Origin of the sequence: Algoriphagus sp. (assembly GCF_046296635.1) — a bacterium.
GTDB lineage: Bacteria > Bacteroidota > Bacteroidia > Cytophagales > Cyclobacteriaceae > Algoriphagus.
In genome coordinates, this window is record NZ_JBKBKZ010000027.1 from 1 (window position 1) to 18,574 (window position 18,574).

Sequence of the window (18,574 nt, forward strand, 5' to 3'; positions counted from 1 at the left end):
TACATTGCTAGTGATCATTTTGGCCAAGTGATCAGGGAAACCGAAATCCGCCCACGGAAAGGGATTTTTTAACCAATAAATTCTTTATCAAAATGAGAAAAACTTTGTTAGCGTTGACCTTTATGATTCTATCATTTAGTTTAGCACAAGCCGGTCGGATGCAGCGTGTATGTGCTGTTTCATTAAGTGCACAACAAAATGGCGGAGTGTGCAGAACATCTCCTTGGGGAGATGGTGACATTTGCTATTTCGATGGTGGATCTGGACCAGCTTGCAGCGGTTCTTTAATTGTAGTCCAAGACCCAGAACCTCCTATTATTGCTCCTTAAACTCCTTCAAATCCAAAGCCCCGTTCATCCGGGGCACTTTTATAAAAAATCAACTCGGATAATCGTGAGAAACTCAGTATTTATAATTTTAATTGTTTTGTTTTCTTGTTCGCAACAACAACAATTCAACCCTTTCTTCCAACAAGAAAATTCAACCCTTTTTGAAAGAAAAGTTGATTTAAAACCTGTCGGCAATGCTATTTTCAAATTAGACAAAAAAACTCGATTTATTACCAATTCAATTTCCGCAACTTACAAGACTGAGGAAGAGATCGTTAGTTTTTTAAATTCTGATAATCAGACCATCGAAATATTTAATTACAAATCCGGAGAAAAAATAAGTGAAATAAAGTTAGACCAAGAAGGGCCAAATGGAGTGGGAAATATTGGCTATTCCTCTGCCCATTATTTCCATAATGAGGATTCAATTTTTGTTTACAATAGACAAACAAGTCCGATTTTTTTATTAGATAGGAATGGAAAAGTTTTAAATAAATTTAAAATTACAGACTATTCAGATCCTAGCAATATTCCTGTCCCCAATAGCATGACATTGAGTCCAATTCACTTTTTGGAAGGCCAACTTTTTTTGACCTGTGCCCTTAAAAATTATGAGGAGGATTTCAGCGGTTATCCTAGTCTTCTCTCATTAAACATCAAAGATGGTAAAGTAAAATACCTAGCAACTTTACCTTCAATTTATAGCGCTGCATTTTGGGGAGCTTATTTTAAATATGATCCCAGCATGACCATAGACCACATTAATCATCAACTAGTTTTAAGTTATCCGGTAGATCACTTTATTTATACAAAAAATTTAAAATCTGGCGTTGAGGACAAACATTTTATTGGTTCTGAATTTATAGCGGAAATTTTACCATATGAATCTGATCCTGCCTTTTTCCTCTCGAGAAATCCTAAGGAAAGAGATGAGAAAGAAAACATTCATTCATTTTCAACCTCCGAATACAGAGGAATAATTTTTGATAAAAATCGAAATGTTTATTATCGATTAGCATTAATCAGACCATCCAAAGAAAAAGTTCTTCAAGGAGATAAAGAATTCTCCTTTTCAATTATAATAATGGACGAGAACTTTAAGAAAATCGGCGAAAACCTTTTTTCTACAAAAATCTACGATCCGTCCACAATTTTCCTTACAAGTGAAGGTTTAAATTTCTTTAGAAAGGATATTTATGAACAGGATGAAGATATAATCCAATTTGAAATCTTTGCTCCCTTATCAAGATAAACTTAAAAGTAAACTGAAACTTGATATCCGGATAATTGTCAGGGCCTATTTTAAAGCCCTGATTTTACCTCGGTAATGAAGTTCTTTTAGAGCTTTTGAATACAATTAATCTAAGATTTCCTTCTATATTTTTTTTGGCCAAATCTGGAATCAGATTCCGTGTTTTTCCAGTTTTCAAATCTATAATTCTTCTCATAAAGCAACTTGATTGAAATAGGTCCAGCTCCGATAGCAATCGGAGGAGAAGCAGGATAGAAAAAAAACAAACCCTCCAAGAGTTTGAAATTCTTGGAGGGTTGCCCCATTTAAAACTCCGAAGTAAAGTGAAACTCTATATCCGGATAATTGTCCTGCACCATTTGCAGCCAGGACTTTGATTCAGCCATAAAGACCAGTTTATCATCCTTGTCCCGCGCGATGTAGCGGTTCTTGGATCGTACAAATTCATCCAATTGCTTTTTGTCTTTGCTGCTGATCCAGCATGCCTTATAGAGATTCATCGGATGAAATTCTGCCGTGGCGTTATATTCATTCTTGAGTCGGAATTGAATTACTTCAAACTGAAGTTGACCAACTGTCCCGACTACTTTTCTTGAGCCAATATCGAATGTAAAAAGCTGCGCAACGCCTTCTTCCATCAACTGCTTGAGACCTTTCTCCAACTGCTTGGTTTTCATTGCGTCTTTGTTCACCACTTCACGGAAAATCTCCGGTGAAAAGCTCGGGATTCCGGTAAAAACCATGTTTTCTCCATCTGTGAGTGTATCACCAATCTTTAGATTTCCGGTATCGTAAAGTCCAACAATGTCACCGGGAAAAGCCTCATCGATGATTTCCTTGTCCTGCGCCATAAACTGAGTCACATTGGAAAATCGAAGTGGCTTAGGCCCATGAACATGATTGTATGGCTTATTTCGCTCAAATTTCCCCGCACAGATTCGTAAAAATGCAATTCTGTTTCGGTGATTCGGGTCCATGTTTGCGTGGATTTTAAACACAAAGCCAGAGAACTTAGACTCTTCAGGCATTACTTCCCGGATATCTGTTTCACGACTTTTTGGTGCCGGAGCGATTTTGATAAAGGTGTCGAGCATTTCATTCACTCCGAAATTATTCACTGCCGAACCAAAAAATACCGGAGCAATTTTACCTTCCAAGTATTCATTCACATCAAAATCAGGATAAACCCCCTCGATCAAGTCCACATCTTCCCGAAGTTGTTTGGCATTCGCGGGCCCGATCAATCCATCCAATTCTGGATCATTAAGATCTTGAAACATTTGACGATCATCACTTAGCTTTCGCTGAGAAGGAGTAAAAAGATTAAGCTGCTGATCATAGAGATTGTAGACTCCTTTGAATCCTTTACCCATACCAATTGGCCAGGAAAGGGGCCTCACACTGATTCCCAACTTCGTCTCTACTTCATCGAGCAAGTCATACGGATCACGTCCTTCCCGATCCAGTTTGTTGATAAAGCAGATCACGGGCGTATTTCGCATGCGACAGACTTCCATCAGCTTTTCTGTCTGAATCTCGACGCCTTTGACGCAGTCGATGACCATGATCACCGAATCCACAGCGGTCAGGGTACGGTAGGTATCCTCAGCAAAATCTTGGTGACCTGGCGTATCGAGCAAGTTGATTTTGATGTCTTTGTATTCGAAGCCCATCACGGAAGTCGCCACAGAAATTCCTCGTTGCTTCTCGATTTCCATCCAGTCAGACTTGGTTGCTGTGTCAATTTTGTTTGATTTGACTGCGCCGGCCGTTTGGATTGCACCTCCAAAAAGTAGCAATTTCTCGGTCAGGGTAGTTTTTCCGGCATCGGGGTGGGCAATAATTGCAAAAGTTCTTCTCTTCTGGATCTCTTCTTTCAACGTCATGGGAAATGAATTTCAGAGGGCAAAGGTAATTAAAAATGCCTTTTGGGCATTTTTAATTACGACTTCAGATTTTTGATTTACGACGTCCATCCGAACTTCAATCATTTTTTTAAAACCTGAATTTTTGGAATTAAGGAGTGAGGTTCTTCAAAAGGTCGTAAATCGTAATTCAAAAATCGTATATATCAATACTCTAGAATCCCCTCCGTAATAAACTGAGAAGCATCCTCCAAATTTCCCAAAAGCATAATTCTAAAAGTTGTTCCTTTTCCGACTTCTGAGTTTTTCACAAAAATCCTCCCACCGTGGTATCCTTCCACGATTCGTTTTGCCAGAGTCAGTCCCAAGCCCCAGCCACGCTGCCTGGTAGAAAATCCGGGATTAAATACTTTACGGAAATTTTTCTTTTCGATACCTTTTCCTGTATCGCTTATATCTACGATGACATATTTGTCACTGTCCTGAAGGATATCAATCGTTAATGTGCCCTTTCCCCTCATCGCATCCACACCATTTTTGCAGATGTTTTCAATTACCCATTCGAAAAGCGGCTTATTCATCATCGCGTCCAAGTCTTTGGTGTCGGAATTTATATTCATTTCTACTTTTGTAGAAATCCGCGGACGAAGATAGGTGATCGTCTCCTCGATGACTTGGTAAAGATTTTCAGGCTGAATCTGTGGCTTACTCCCAATACTGCTAAATCGCTCCGTGACCATTCGGAGCTTCACCACATCCTTATCCATTTCCTGAATAATCTCCCGGTTTTCTTCCCAGACAGGAGAATTTCTCAAGTAATCAATCCAAGCCATTAGCGAGGCAATTGGGGTTCCAAGTTGATGAGCTGTTTCCTTTGTCAATCCTGCCCACACTCGATTTTGCTCTGAAATCTTGCTTTGATTAAAAAGAGCAAAAGCCAATAAGCCAAAGACCAAAATTACCGCCAGTTGCACGTAAGGGTAATATTTGAGATTAGTCAAAAGCTCCGAATTACGATAGAAAACTCTGATGTCAGCCTCCTGCAAATAGATTGGCTCATATACTTCCTGCATTACTAAAAGCTCTCGATCCAGTGTTCTTAAGGAATCTTGCCTCCCTGAATTGTTTTTGAATTTGATATTCCTAAACTCTATTGGTTCTCCTTGAGAATCGACCATAATGATAGGAATGGAATAATTCTGCTGAATAATCTCTTGGTTGATAAAAGTGAGATTTTCAGAGGTTGTGGCAGCATATTCCAAGGCAGCTGAAAGGAGCTGGATTTGTCGGTTTTCTCGCTCGCGCAATTCCTCAACCAGTAAACTGGTATACCAAATGGATCCCGAGCCAATCATAATAGATACAAAAAAAACCAACCATTTGACTTGTCTCTTGTTCTTATAGAAATCTATTGATGTGAGATCTTGGAATCTTGTTTTCATTCAGTTTAAAGAGGTTTCAAGAGCATTAACTCTCTACCTTCATTGAAAGTATAAGTGGGTAATAGATTTTATCAGTGACCCTTAACAGACATTTCACGTTAAGTAATGTGTATCAATTTGGAAAAAATAGCGAATAATATGAAGACAAATGACATCGGATTAGAAATTAAAGAATCCAAAACTCTGGTAAAAATGCTGAATGAGCTCCTTGCCAATTATCAAATTTATTATCAAAACTTAAGAAACTTTCATTGGAACGTTTCAGGGCCAAATTTCTTTGAACTTCATGCGAAGTTTGAAGAGCTCTACACGGTGGCAAATGTCAATGTAGATAGTGTTGCTGAGCGAATTCTGACATTAGGGGCAAGACCTTTTTCATCCTATGGAGAATACATTGAGAACTCGGGGATCCAAGAAGCCAAGGAGGTAAGTGATGCCAAGAAAATGGTGGAAATTATTCGGGAAAACCTGAATGATCTATTAACTCTGGAAAGAAAATCCCTCGAAGCTGCAAATGAACACGTGGATGAAGGAACGGCTTCTCTGATGAGCGATTACATTACCGAAAAAGAAAAGGTAGTGTGGATGCTATCAGCCTATCTGAAGTAAATTTTAAAATCCCGACCAGTTATAAATGATCGGGATTTTTTTATTGGCTGCTTTTGATCCATTTCCACAGGACCTTATATGATGGTTTGGTACCGTGCATCAGGATACCAATCCGATAAATTTTGCCCGCAAGCCAAGTAGTAAAGAGGAACCCTCCAATCAAAAGTGCAATGGATAAGGCCAATTCCCAAAATGGAACACCATAACTTATTCTTCCCATCATGGCAATTGGCGAGGTCAGGGGAACTACAGAAAGCCAAAAAGATACTGTACTCGTTGGGTCTTGAAGTACGAAAACAAATAGCCCCATGTATGCAACGATCAACGGAATAGTTACAGGCAGCATAAATTGCTGTGCATCAGAAGGAGAGTCAACAGCTGAACCAATAGCAGCGAACAATGCTCCATATAACAGGTAGCCGCCAATGAAATACACAATGAAACTTCCCACAAGTGTAACAAAATTAATTCCTCCGATCACTTGGAGCATATTGGCAAGCTCACCGGAATCTGGAGTCATCTGAGACAATTCAGGATTGGCCATTTCCATCGCTTGTTGCTGAGGCATTTGCATTCCAAGTACGCCGATTACTAAAGATGATAAGGCTCCAATCAATACAACCCATATCAAAAATTGAGTCAATCCGACTGCGCCGATTCCGACAATTTTCCCCATCATAAGCTGAAAAGGTTTCAGTGAAGAAACAAGGATCTCAACAATACGGGTTGATTTCTCCTCTATAACACCTTGCATAATTTGATTTCCATAAACAAAAATGAAAATGTAAATCAAAATGCCCGTAACAAATCCCAAGGCATAATTAACAGTGGCATCGTTGATTTTTTCTTCACCAGCTTCACCTAAGGTGATTGATTGGACGGAGACTGTAGTACGAACTTCCTTTAAAATTTTAGGGTCAATCCCTTGTTCATACAGCTTTTGATCTTCAATTTTTCGTTTCAATGCACTTTCCAAATAACCCATCAGGCTAATGCTTGGATTTTCCAGACCATAAAACTGGATACCTTTAGGACTTTTCAAATCAATTTTTGGAATGTATAAAAAACCATACCGCTCTCCATCGAGTACCATTTTTTTAGCAGATTCCAGATCCTTCACCGAAGAGGTAAATGCATACTGTTCTGAACTTTCCATAAAAAAAAGATCTGTCTCGTCAATCACTTCAATAATTCGAAGCGATTGACTCCCCTTTTCTTCCATCGCTATCCACACGAATATCCCCATGATGGCAGGGAATATGAGTGGAGTAAGTAGTGTTGCAATCAGAAAAGATTTCTTTTTGACACGAGCCAAATACTCGCGTTGAATGACCAGTAAAATCTTATTCATTTGCAGTAGCGGCTTGTACTTGGTGAATAAAAATCTCCTCAATACTTGGGATTTGCTCCCTAAATGTCATTATCTCTCCAAAATCCATCATTTCTGATAATAGTTGATTTGGGGTTTTCCCGGACAGAGGAAGTGTAAACTCCCATTGATCCTCTGATAGTTTAGGAATCCACTCACTTGGTAAGTCTCTTTTGAGTTGACTCAAGCCGATTTGAAATACTTCTGGCCTAAAACTTCGCTTTATCTCCCGAATTGTGCCGTCAAGGATTTTTCTGGACTTATTGATCATGGCGACATGATCACATAGTAACTCAACTGACTCCATTCTATGAGTGCTGAGGATCACAGTGGTTCCTTTTCCTTTTAATTCTAAAATTTCGTTTTTGATAATTTCAGCATTCACCGGATCAAAACCTGAGAAAGGTTCATCCAAAATTAATAGAGTAGGTCGATGTACGACTGTGGAAATGAACTGAATTTTTTGGGCCATTCCCTTAGAAAGGTCCTCGATTTTTTTGTCTCTCCAAGAAGCTATATCGAGTTTTTCTAACCAATTTTTTATCTGGATTTTTGCCTCGCTTTCACTCAATCCCTTAAGTCTGGAAAAATAAATTAGCTGGTCCCAAACCTTCATCTTTTTGTAAAGTCCCCGCTCCTCAGGCAAATATCCAATTTTCCGAATGTCTTCAGGGGATAGCTTTTGACCATCTAATTCTACCTCACCACTGTCTTGCTCAATGATCTGATTCACTATCCGGATGAGTGTGGTCTTACCTGCTCCGTTGGGCCCCAACAATCCAAAAATCACACCCTTGGGGACAAAAAGTTCTATATCAGTAAGGGCACGGTGGTTTTCGTAGGACTTATTTAATTTTGAAATTTGAAGCATAATGGTAGTTATTCAACGGTGATTGAACCTACACCCACATCCAAAATCAATTCTAATAACCTTGGGTCTGAGGGCTTATATCCTTTAGTTACATAGGTGTCTTTATCAATGGACTTAAGGTATTTTGGAAAAACCGTCCGACACATTGCATTTTTTTTCATACTTATCTTAACAGGATGGGAATCCGGAGGAAGTCTAAGGTAAATATTACCTCCACTGACCGCTGCGATCACCTGACTTGAACTCGCCAATCCATCGCTATAGTTTAAATCTATTTTGCCATAACCTACTTCCAGAATTACAATCCTGGCATTGGTGAAATTGGCATTCTTGACCTCTACGGTCCCCATATTTAAGGTGACTAAAAGTGTATCCATTTCGACTTGATTCGGAACGTTTGTGCCATAGTGAATCATCACATCCGAGCTGGCACTTTTAATTTTTAGCTGTGAAACAGGAATTTGTGAAAGATCGAAATTAGCCTTCCCCATACCTAAATTAAAATCAAGATTATACAAAAAATTGGATCCGAGACTGACGTCCCAAGAGTGATCGAAATTTGTATTGTCAGAAAAAAGTTTGGAAGTGATGCTTTTCCCGAGATTGTCAGACTCCACATTTTTATGGACTAACTTAACGTCAAGGACATCATCTTTAACAGAGTAATTGAAATCTGGTAAAATATTTGATTTAAGTAAATGCCCGTGGACATAAACTGGGTCTTGGGTTATTACTCGCTTAAGCTGTGTAGAACTTTTATAGGTAGAAAAATAAAGGTGGACCATTTCAAAGCCCTTCCTTTCCGAAACCTTATACTCTTTCACAAATTGTGCTCGACCCGGAATGGCCATTACCATGATCCAAACTACTAGCAGACACAGTTTTTTTAGCATACGGATAGGTTACGCCGGTCGATTGAAAAGGTTTTAAAATTATAAAAAAAGCCGGAATCGCTTCCAGCTTTAAAAATTTTAGAAAAACTCCTTCATTTTATCGAAGAATGATTTGTCTTGTTTGCCAGGGTCCGGTTTGAAGTTTTCAGAGCTTCTCAACGCCTCTAGTGTGTTTTTCTCTTCTTTTGAAAGCTCAGTTGGTGTCCAGACATTGACCATGATCAGTTGATCGCCTCTATGGTACCCATTAATATCCTTTATCCCTTTTCCTTTCAGCCGCAGCATTTTTCCGCTCTGAGTCCCGGGATCTATTTTAATTTTCACTTTACCGTCGATAGTCGGCACTTCCAAAGAAGCACCCAGTGCGGCATCTATAAAGGACACATGCAAATCATAGATCACATTATTTCCTTCTCGTTGAAGTAGATTATCCTCCGATTCTTCAATTACAATCAACAAGTCGCCAGGAATTCCACCAGGTATTTCATTTCCTTTGCCCGACATGCTAAGTTGCATTCCTTCACCCACACCACCGGGAATATTAATTGAAATCACTTCCTCCTTAATTATAAGGCCACGTGAATCTGCTTCAGCGGGTTTTTTGTCAACTATTTGTCCACTACCTCCACATACTGCGCATGTACTCGCAGATACCATTTGACCCAACATCGTATTTACTACCTTCTTTACCTGCCCAGAACCTTGACAGGTACCGCAGGATTTAAAAGAAACTCCGGCGGCAACGACGTGTCTTTTGACTTTAATTTTTTTCTCAACTCCATTTGCAATCTCTTGCAAGTTAAGTTTGAGCTTTACTCTGAGGTTGGTGCCTTTTTTTGTTCGTCTGCCTCCACTCCCACCAAAGAAGGATCCGAATCCTCCGCCACCTCCAAAGATGTCACCGAATTGGGAGAAAATGTCTTCCATATTCATTCCTGCTCCACCATAACCCCCATTTCCACCAAGACCTTGATGACCAAACTGATCGTATCTTGCTTTTTTATCGGCATTGCTTAGCACTTCGTAGGCTTCTGCTGCTTCTTTGAATTTATCTTCTGCTTCAGGATTGTCTGGATTCTTATCAGGGTGATATTGAATCGCTAGCTTTCGGTAAGCCTTTTTTATCTCGTCGGCACTAGCGGATTTAGTAACCCCAAGTACTTCGTAATAGTCTCTCTTTGCCATAATTAATTAAGATCCTGTTACCACTTTAGCATATCGGACGACCTTTTCGCCCAAAGTGTAACCCTTTTCGACCACATCCATAACCATCCCTTTCATTTCCTCAGAAGGTGACGGGATTTGGGTGATTGCCTCTTGGGTGTCCGGATTGAATGGTTTTCCTGTAAGATCCTCCATTACTTTCAGTCCTTTTGTCTCCAAGATTCTGACAAGTTTATGGAATATCAATTGGTTGCCTTCTCTGATTTTAACAAGGTCGGTTTCGTTTTCAGATGCTTTTGTAGCTCGTTCAAAATCGTCAACAACTGGAATCAAGTCTCTGAGGACGTCCTCTGAGGCCGTTTTGATCAAATCAATTCGCTCCTTCGCGGTTCTTTTTCGGAAATTTTCGAAATCAGAGTAAAGTCTCAGGTATTTATCTTTCAGATCAGCAATTTCTGCTTCAAGTTTAGACTCTTCAATTTCAGCATCAAAATTGACCTCGGTCTCGATTTGGGTAGTTTCTTCCACGAGTTGGTCATCAGTTGGTTGATTCACGTCTTGATCCAATTGTTCTTTATTTTTCATAGAAATAGCCAATAGTTGGTGAGATTACAAATATCAATGTTTCTGCCAGTTCGATTTTTCTGACAAAGTGACATTGGTTAGGAGTGGATTGCCTGCCAGATCAGGTCTTTAAGCTTATCAAGGTTAAATTGACTGACTGAGGATATAAAAACGTAAGGAAGATCCTTGGGTACTTCAGCTTCCATCTCCTTCATCAAATCAGTATCAAGCATATCGGCTTTAGAAATGGCAAGGAGTCGTTTTTTATCAAGGAGCTCTGGATTATATTTTCCCAACTCTCCAAGCAAAATTCGGTATTGATCCTCAATACTTGTCGCATCGGACGGAATCATAAAAAGCAAAATCGAATTCCGTTCGATATGCCTCAAAAATCGAATACCAAGGCCTTTTCCTTCAGCTGCACCTTCGATTATTCCAGGAATATCTGCCATCACAAATGATTTGTCATCGCGGTAGCTTACCACTCCAAGATTAGGAACCAAGGTCGTGAATGGATAATCCCCGATCTCAGGTCTAGCTGCAGAGATAGAAGAGAGCAAGGTTGATTTACCAGCATTGGGAAAACCTACCAAACCCACATCGGCCAAAAGCTTCAGCTCCAAAACAATCCATTCTTCGATTCCAGGTTCACCTGTTTGCGCAAAATGGGGAGCTTGATTGGTTGCGGTTTTGAAGTGATCATTTCCCAATCCTCCTCTACCACCTGCCGTCAAAATAACTTTTTGCCCATCTTCAGTGATTTCAAATCTTTTTTCACCTGTCTCAGCGTCTTTGGCAACAGTTCCTAATGGAACATCAAGAATGATATCTTTTCCGTCTGCACCTGTTCGTTTTCCACCTTCACCACCTTTGCCTGAATCTGCAATTACGTGCTTCTTGTATTTCAAGTGTAGAAGTGTCCAATGCTGTGAATTACCACGGAGAATAATATGACCACCTCGACCACCATCTCCGCCATCTGGACCTCCTTTAGGAACGTGCTTTTCTCTGCGGAAGTGGACCGAACCAGCTCCACCAGCACCCGACCTAGAACAGAATTTTACGTAATCAATGAAGTTGGAATCTGCCATTTCTTAGAATGAAAAAGGCTAAGCCCGAAAGCTTAGCCAAGTCTTTATATTGCAAAATTAATAATTAACTGGGAATCAATAGCTATCAATTACCACGGATATCTGATTAAAGATCTCCTCAATTTCACCTACACCATTGATCTTCTTGAATTTGCCTTGCTCCTCATAGTATTTTGCTACAGGAAGGGTCTCGTCCAGATAAACTTTGATTCTGGTATTGATTTTTTCTTCGTTTTGATCGTCAGCTCGATTGGAAGTTTTTCCTCGCTCTTTTATTCTCTCTTTGAGAACATCGTGAGGGACATCCAAAGCAATCATCCCAGAGATAGCCATTCCATGATTTTTCAGCATTTTATCCAATGCTTCTGCCTGCGCTGTAGTTCTGGGAAATCCATCAAAAATAAAACCCTTGCTTCCACTAGTATTGTTAATTTTATCTTCCACCATGCTGATCACTACTTGATCCGGAACTAGGTGACCTTCATCCATGTATTTTTTAGCCAGCTTGCCTAGATCAGTTCCTTCACCTAAATGTTTCCGAAACAGATCTCCGGTTGAGAGGTGTGTTAGTTCAAACTTTTCAATAATCTTCTCGCTTTGGGTGCCTTTACCCGCACCCGGAGGACCAAACAGCACTACATTCAGCATTTTAGAAGTCGTTTTTATAGATGTACTAAGTTGATATAGATCAGGAAGATTCCGTCCCAATCCATCATAATCAAGGCCAAAGCCAACGACAAATTTATTGGGAATTTCAAAACCCACATAATCCAATGTATAATTAAACTGAAATGCAGTCCGCTTAAATAAAAGCGTTGCGACAGCCAAACGTTTGGGATTCTGCTTTGAAAGCTCAGAAAGCAGGTAATTCATGCTAATTCCTGTATCTACAATATCTTCAACAATCAATACGTTTTTTCCTTTTAAATCTGTCGGAAGTCCTATTACGGACTTTACTATACCTGTAGTCTGGGTACCTGAATAAGAGGATATTTTCAAAAATTCACAACTAACCGGAAGATCAATCTCCCTCACTAAATCAGCCATAACAATAAATGATCCATTTAAGACTCCTATCAGGAGTAAATCTTGACCGCTAAAATCAGCAGAAATTTCACTTGCCAATACAGTCAATCGATCCTTGATATCTTTTTCGCTTAGAAACAATTCAAAAATCAAATCCTTAATTTGTATTCTTTTCATCTTGTTTTATTTTTTTTGGAAGCCAAATGAAATCTGGTACTAAAAATTTTCATTCCTCAGTATTTCGCTTGCGAAATGAACGCATCCATCTTATCAATTTAAAGTTCCTTCATTAGAAACTGGTACATCTTGATCATTGAATCTAAGTCCCTCAATGAAACTTTCTCATTTGGCGAATGGACATAATCTTCGGCAGCACCAATAAAACACCAATCAATAGCATAGGGAGAAAACTGAATTTCACGCCCGTCACTACCACCATAGGCCTCCACTTCCACCTGAAAAGGAATTCTGCTTTTTTCTGCAAGACGAAGTACCTTGTCTATAAAAACTTTCCTTGGAATAAATTTATCCCTGATTGAAATCACCACTCCCTTATGGTGTTCGACCCCGTCAGTGATCCAAGTAATATCAGAAATTAATGCTTGACGTATCGGTGCATTTTCTTGAATAAACCTAAGTAAAAAAGGCATGCTTCCTCCTCCATGTTCTTCATAGGTAGTAAACACAACCCACCCATTTTCAAGGGTTTCGCACAATTTAAGCGCGTTATAAATACCAAGTCTATTATCTAAATAAGCAGCTTGAATAAAGTTGTCATCAATTCTAATATTTTGAGCAAAAGATAATCTAGTACCCGATTCAATTCCTCTGGGAAAGTCATGAAAATAAGATTCATCGTCTCCAATAATTTTACAAATGACATCGCCCATTCCGTCTTTTCCGGTTAATACCATTCCTTGTTCAACTTCAGGTGATCCTATAGCAATGAGTTGGTTTTGATATCGAGTCATGAATCCAATTGTATCTAGATGTGCAAATACTGCGGTTTTTGGAATCCCAAATTTCAATAGCAAACAATCATGAAATTCTTCGCCAAAATAAATTTCAGGCTGAACCTTCCAACTCTTACTTCGTTCCAGGATATTTGAAAGCAGGAATTTTGAAATTTCAGATTCATCACCTGAAACACTTAGTTTCGACAATAATTCAAATAAAAATTTCATTTTGGCATTGAATGTGTTAACATAATTTTAGTACTATTGTAAAAGTTCCTTTAATTTTCAAATTAGCGATGGCGATTTAAATAATTCATCTAGATTTGCAGTAAATTAAAAGTTTATAAATTTGTAATCACATCTATCAATCACTTAAAATTTGAACAAAAATTTTTTGTCATGAAAAAATTTATACTCTCATCCCTTATGGCTGGTGCCTTAGCTCTAAATGCTAACGCCCAGGAATTCAACAAATGGTCCCTAGAAGCAACCGGAGGTTTTAACAAATCTATGGCTCCTCTAACTGGAGGCTTTTTATCCCCTACATTAAATATTGGTCACGTAGATTTCGGTGTACGTTACATGTTTAATGAAAAATTTGGTGCAAAACTCGATTATGGGTTTGGATCATTTAAGGAGGTAAAAGGTGAAAGTCCTTCTTTTGATACCAAATACAATAGACTCAATCTTCAAGGCGTGGCCAACATTGGACGTGTGATGAACTTTGAATCTTTCTCAAGATCATTTGGATTATTGCTTCACGGTGGAGCTGGCATTGGTATGGTTTCACCTCAAGAAAACAGATTTAACGATTTTAAAGACAATGTCTATACATTGATTTTTGGCCTGACTCCTCAGGTTAAATTAAGTGAAAGAATTGCTTTGGTTGGTGACATCTCTACTATTCTCAATGGACGCCAGACTGTAACATTTGATGGTGAAACTGCTATTCGCCCTGATATTAGCAATGGCTTCTTCGGTGCAAATGGTACTTGGTGGACAGGTACGCTTGGGTTGAACATCTACCTAGGTAAATCTGACCAGCACGCAGACTGGTATATTGCAGCTGACAAATATGCCACCAAAGAGGAGCTTGCAACTCAAATAAATGGTATTAAAGACATGTTGAAGGACTCTGATGGCGATGGTGTTCCTGATTATTTGGATAAAGAACCAAGTACTCCAGCTGGGGCTAGAGTTGATTCTTTTGGAAATACTCTTGATTCTGATGGTGATGGTGTTCCAGATCATTTGGATAAATGTCCATTCCAGCCAGGACCAGCTTCCACAAATGGGTGTCCTCCTGCCGTTGAGACTGTTGCCGAAGTTGATTATTTGAAAAAAGCTATCAATGATGGTTATGTCAACGTGTACTATGCTTTTGACAGTTCCAAGCCACTTGGATATTCTGTAAGTGCTGCACAATATGTGTCAAACTTCATGAAAAGAAATCCAGGTGTAAAAATGGAAATAAAAGGTTACGCTGACGAATTAGGACCTGAAGATTATAACATGAAACTTTCTGAAAGAAGAGCAAAAGCGGTTTACGACTTACTCTTATCTTCAGGAGTTGATGCTTCAAGATTAACTTACAAAGGATACGGAGAAGATACTTCGGTTGACAAGTCTTCTGCCGATGCGAGACAACTTGCAAGAAGAGCAAGCTTTGAAGTGAAATAAAAAATATTCAAATTTTACTTGGCCCAGCTAAAAACTGGGCCTTTTTTTTTTCGAAAAATTGTTATTGCCCATTTTTTGATTCTAGTTTGCACAAGTAATCACCCTATTTTAATTCATGAAAAATTGCTTCATCCTATTGTTGCTTACTGCAGCATGTTTGAATACCCATGCACAAAGCGACTATAACAAATGGTCTCTTGAAGTTAATGGAGGTTTTAACAAAGCAATGGGGCCTCTTTCGCCGGGATATTACTCCCCTACCTTAAATGTTGGACATTTTGAGATTGGATCAAGATACATGTTCAATGAATTTTTCGGACTAAAGGGTAATTTAGGAATTGGGAACTTCTCAGAGATCAAAGGAAAAAGTCCAATTTTTTCAAGTGACTATTTAGTTTTTACCACATCAGGTGTGGTCAACCTTGGAAGATTATTAAATTTTCATTTTTTGGAGGAAAGGCTGACTATTTTAGGCTTTTTGGGAGGTGGAGTTGGCAATATAGATTTTAATGAACCAGCGGTTTATAGTTTTGCAATACCAGAATACTATTATTTAGCAACCACGGGTGTTTCAGCACTTTATAGGATTAATGAAAAAATTTCATTAACTGGAAACATAGGTTTCAATGTGAATGGAAGACAAACATTCACTTTGGATGGAAATTTATACAATGCTCCCTTTCAGCCTATTCCTCCAGGACCTCCATATATACATGCAACAGGAACTTGGTGGACTGGAACACTAGGGTTAAGCTTCTATGTAGGGAACTATGAAAAACACGCTGACTGGTATATCGCACCCGACAAATACGTTACTAAAGAACAACTAGCTACTCAAATCAATGGCATTAATGATATGCTGAAAGATTCTGACGGTGATGGTATTCCTGATTATTTAGATAAAGAACCAAGCACTCCGGCAGGAGCTAGAGTTGACTCTTTTGGAAATACTCTTGACTCCGATGGTGATGGAATTCCTGATCATTTGGACAAATGTCCTTTCCAGCCTGGTCCAGCTTCTACAAATGGATGTCCTCCTTTAGTTGAAACTGTTGCAGAAGTTGATTATCTGAAGAAAGCTATCAATGATGGTTATGTCAATGTTTACTATGCTTTTGACAGCTCCAAGCCTCTTGGATATTCTGTAAGTGCTGCACAATATGTGTCAAACTTCATGAAAAGAAATCCAGGTGTTAGTATGGAGATAAAAGGATTTGCAGATGAAATAGGTCCAGAAGATTACAACATGAAACTTTCTGAAAGAAGAGCAAAAGCTGTTTACGACCTATTGATTTCTTCAGGAGTTAATGTTTCAAGATTAACATATAAAGGATACGGAGAAGATACTTCAGTTGATAAAACTTCTGCCGATGCAAGACAACTTGCAAGAAGAGCAAGCTTTGAAGTGAAGTAAATCTTCAATAAAAATTATTGAAAGCCCGATCAATTGGTCGGGCTTTTTTTTGATGAAGATCGAATTTGAACTGTAAAATCCCTTTTAGCAGAAGGTCCGACATCCATAAAAAGATTGCTATCTTTTGGTTCTGTTACAAGCACCTGAAATTTTTCTTCTTAGCTTACATTATGTTTATTTTAGAAAATAATGACTCAATCGGAAATCAATTCCTTGCCGAACTTAGAGATGTTACTGTTCAAAATGATAGGTTGCGATTCCGCAAAAACCTTGAGCGTCTGGGGGAAATTCTAGCCTATGAAATTTCTAAATCTTTTCCATACAAAGAACTGGGTATTCAAACTCCATTAGCGAAAACTTCAGTCAGAATTCCATCTGTCAATCCTGTCGTATATTCGGTTTTAAGGGCCTCGCTTCCATTTTATCAGGGATTTTTGAATTTTTTCGACAAAGCGGAAAGCGGATTTATTGGTGCATTCCGGGAAGAAGGTGAAAGAGATGTCAAGATAAACTTGGACTATCATGCTAGTCCTAATGTGGAAGGGAAAACAATAATATTGGCTGACCCTATGCTGGCAACTGGGAAATCCATTGTTAGATCAATAGAAAGCATTTTAACACATGGCTTGCCTGAAATCATCCATATAGCAGCAATCATTGCATCTCCCGAAGGAATAAAGTATATCAATGAACATCTCAAAACTCCTCATAAAATCTGGATAGGCGCTTTGGACCAATCTTTGAATGATCAATCCTTTATTGTCCCTGGGTTAGGGGATGCTGGAGATTTGGCTTTTGGAGAAAAACTTTAAGAAAATATGGTCTATTTTTTTCTTGGACTAGGTTTAGTCATTTTACTTATTGGAGGTAAATTTTTGGTCGATGGAGCTTCCTCAATTGCCTTAAAGCTGGGAATGAGCGCTGGGCTAATTGGCTTAACTGTTGTAGCATTTGGTACTTCTGCGCCTGAGCTCCTAGTCAGTGTAAATGCAGCTTTGAAAGGTAATAGTGACATCTCAATCGGGAATGTGGTAGGGTCCAATATTTCCAACTTGGCTCTCGTCTTGGGTCTGAGTGGTCTTTTCTATCCTATTGTGATTCGCCGAAGTCATATCAGGTTTGACTATGCCGCAATGATTCTTTTTACCCTATTTTTTTACTTTCTAAGCCTTGACCTTTTTATTTCATTTTGGGAGGGTATAATTCTATTTTCCGGAATGATTGCTTTCAATGCTTACCTTTTTAGAAATCTGGGTAAAGAATTAAATAAAGAAAAAGAATCCGTCGTTGAGGAATTTAATCATGTCAAAACTTATGGATGGGCTGTTTCGATTGGTTTCCTAATCATCGGGATCATCGGCTTATATTTTGGGTCAGAGCTATTAGTGACCAATGCCGTTTTAATATCACGAGAATTTGGGATTTCGGAACGTGTCATAGGAGTTACCATTGTTGCCATTGGCACGAGTCTCCCCGAACTTATTACTTCAATCATTGCCGCATTATCCAAGAGAACTGACCTCGCACTGGGAAATATACTGGGAAGTAATATCATGAACATCTTATCGATAATTGGAATTACAGCGATAATAAGCCCCATTGAAATTTCAGAAGCCTTTATTCAGTCTGATTACCTTTGGATGATTGGAATCTCTTTGCTCCTTTTTCCTTTGATGAAAACAAAAATGCAAATTTCAAAAGCGGAGGGAACAATACTTCTTTTGAGCTATTTCGCATATTTGTATTTTCTCCTATGAGCGAATCACTGATCACTTTCTTTGGTATTTATTTCCTTTGCCTTTTCAAATTTATAGCAGGCCCAGTATTAGGCTCTGCTGCGGGTTATGGTTTTTGGAAAATAATGCTGGTCAGCGTCTCAGGTATGATGACCAGTGTTTTTATATTCACTCTCTTGGGCACAAGGATCAAAAAAATATTAGCACTTCGTATTAAAAGGAAAGGCGTCGTTTTCAGTAAAAGGTCAAGATCAATAGTGACATTATGGAAAAAGTATGGCGAAATAGGGATTGCATTAGCCACTCCTATTTT

General features: G+C 38.8%; 17 protein-coding genes and 1 pseudogene. 7 read left to right on the forward strand and 11 right to left on the reverse strand.

Translation table 11 applies throughout. The features are described 5' to 3' along the window. Nucleotides 1–122: 122 nt before the first annotated feature. Together ACK4HU_RS17085 and ACK4HU_RS17090 are read left to right on the forward strand one after the other, a co-directional pair. A complete protein-coding gene (locus ACK4HU_RS17085; protein WP_409808800.1) occupies nt 123–329 on the forward strand; it encodes a hypothetical protein in 207 nt (68 codons plus the stop codon). A 64-nt stretch (nt 330–393) separates the two neighbouring features. Continuing rightward, complete coding sequence (locus ACK4HU_RS17090; RefSeq protein WP_409808802.1) at nt 394–1,581, forward strand: DUF4221 family protein; 1,188 nt, start codon at nt 394–396, stop codon at nt 1,579–1,581. A 305-nt stretch (nt 1,582–1,886) separates the two neighbouring features. On the opposite strand, the gene ACK4HU_RS17095 is transcribed toward ACK4HU_RS17090, so the two are convergent. After that, nucleotides 1,887–3,467: a peptide chain release factor 3 gene (locus tag ACK4HU_RS17095; protein ID WP_409808804.1), complete on the reverse strand. Its 1,581-nt coding sequence runs from the start codon at nt 3,465–3,467 to the stop codon at nt 1,887–1,889. Between the two features lie 185 nt (nt 3,468–3,652). Next, a complete protein-coding gene (locus ACK4HU_RS17100; RefSeq protein WP_409808806.1) occupies nt 3,653–4,888 on the reverse strand; it encodes a sensor histidine kinase in 1,236 nt (411 codons plus the stop codon). Between the two features lie 138 nt (nt 4,889–5,026). On the opposite strand from ACK4HU_RS17100, the gene ACK4HU_RS17105 reads away from it, so the two are divergent. Further along, on the forward strand, nt 5,027–5,497 hold the full coding sequence (locus ACK4HU_RS17105; RefSeq protein WP_409808808.1) for a Dps family protein: 471 nt from the start codon (nt 5,027–5,029) through the stop codon (nt 5,495–5,497). 40 nt (nt 5,498–5,537) lie between these two features. Here ACK4HU_RS17105 and ACK4HU_RS17110 read toward each other — a convergent pair whose 3' ends face one another. From ACK4HU_RS17110 to ACK4HU_RS17150, 9 genes and pseudogenes are all read right to left on the reverse strand, one after another. Beyond that, nucleotides 5,538–6,848: an ABC transporter permease gene (locus ACK4HU_RS17110; protein WP_409808810.1), complete on the reverse strand. Its 1,311-nt coding sequence runs from the start codon at nt 6,846–6,848 to the stop codon at nt 5,538–5,540. Beyond that, nucleotides 6,841–7,737 (reverse strand): ABC transporter ATP-binding protein, encoded by an 897-nt coding sequence (locus ACK4HU_RS17115; RefSeq protein ID WP_409808812.1) that lies wholly within the window; start codon nt 7,735–7,737, stop codon nt 6,841–6,843. Before ACK4HU_RS17115 ends, ACK4HU_RS17110 begins: the two co-directional genes overlap by 8 nt. Nucleotides 7,738–7,745: 8 nt before the next feature. After that, nucleotides 7,746–8,630: a hypothetical protein gene (locus tag ACK4HU_RS17120; RefSeq protein ID WP_409808814.1), complete on the reverse strand. Its 885-nt coding sequence runs from the start codon at nt 8,628–8,630 to the stop codon at nt 7,746–7,748. A 78-nt stretch (nt 8,631–8,708) separates the two neighbouring features. Then, nucleotides 8,709–9,815, reverse strand: a complete 1,107-nt coding sequence (gene dnaJ / locus ACK4HU_RS17125; protein ID WP_409808815.1) for a molecular chaperone DnaJ — start codon at nt 9,813–9,815, stop codon at nt 8,709–8,711. Nucleotides 9,816–9,821: 6 nt separating this feature from the next. Further along, complete coding sequence (locus ACK4HU_RS17130) at nt 9,822–10,379, reverse strand: nucleotide exchange factor GrpE (protein ID WP_409808817.1); 558 nt, start codon at nt 10,377–10,379, stop codon at nt 9,822–9,824. A gap of 77 nt (nt 10,380–10,456) precedes the next feature. Then, nucleotides 10,457–11,449, reverse strand: coding sequence for a GTPase ObgE (obgE, locus tag ACK4HU_RS17135; protein WP_409808819.1), 993 nt, complete (start codon nt 11,447–11,449; stop codon nt 10,457–10,459). A 75-nt stretch (nt 11,450–11,524) separates the two neighbouring features. Next, on the reverse strand, nt 11,525–12,097 hold the full coding sequence (locus ACK4HU_RS17140; protein WP_409808930.1) for an adenylate kinase: 573 nt from the start codon (nt 12,095–12,097) through the stop codon (nt 11,525–11,527). A 39-nt stretch (nt 12,098–12,136) separates the two neighbouring features. Further along, a pseudogene (gene hpt / locus ACK4HU_RS17145) lies at nt 12,137–12,652 on the reverse strand (hypoxanthine phosphoribosyltransferase); the annotation flags it as partial. Between the two features lie 98 nt (nt 12,653–12,750). Beyond that, a complete protein-coding gene (locus ACK4HU_RS17150; RefSeq protein WP_409808821.1) occupies nt 12,751–13,659 on the reverse strand; it encodes an aminopeptidase in 909 nt (302 codons plus the stop codon). 171 nt (nt 13,660–13,830) lie between these two features. Between ACK4HU_RS17150 and ACK4HU_RS17155 the strand changes: the two genes are divergently transcribed. The 4 genes from ACK4HU_RS17155 to ACK4HU_RS17170 all read left to right on the forward strand — a co-directional run bounded on the left by ACK4HU_RS17155 (nt 13,831) and on the right by ACK4HU_RS17170 (nt 18,282). Beyond that, nucleotides 13,831–15,111 (forward strand): OmpA family protein, encoded by a 1,281-nt coding sequence (locus tag ACK4HU_RS17155; protein ID WP_409808823.1) that lies wholly within the window; start codon nt 13,831–13,833, stop codon nt 15,109–15,111. A 115-nt stretch (nt 15,112–15,226) separates the two neighbouring features. Next, a complete protein-coding gene (locus ACK4HU_RS17160; protein ID WP_409808825.1) occupies nt 15,227–16,525 on the forward strand; it encodes an OmpA family protein in 1,299 nt (432 codons plus the stop codon). A gap of 170 nt (nt 16,526–16,695) precedes the next feature. Continuing rightward, nucleotides 16,696–17,337: a uracil phosphoribosyltransferase gene (gene upp, locus ACK4HU_RS17165; protein ID WP_409808827.1), complete on the forward strand. Its 642-nt coding sequence runs from the start codon at nt 16,696–16,698 to the stop codon at nt 17,335–17,337. 6 nt (nt 17,338–17,343) lie between these two features. Next, on the forward strand, nt 17,344–18,282 hold the full coding sequence (locus tag ACK4HU_RS17170) for a calcium/sodium antiporter (protein ID WP_409808829.1): 939 nt from the start codon (nt 17,344–17,346) through the stop codon (nt 18,280–18,282). Nucleotides 18,283–18,574 lie beyond the last annotated feature (292 nt).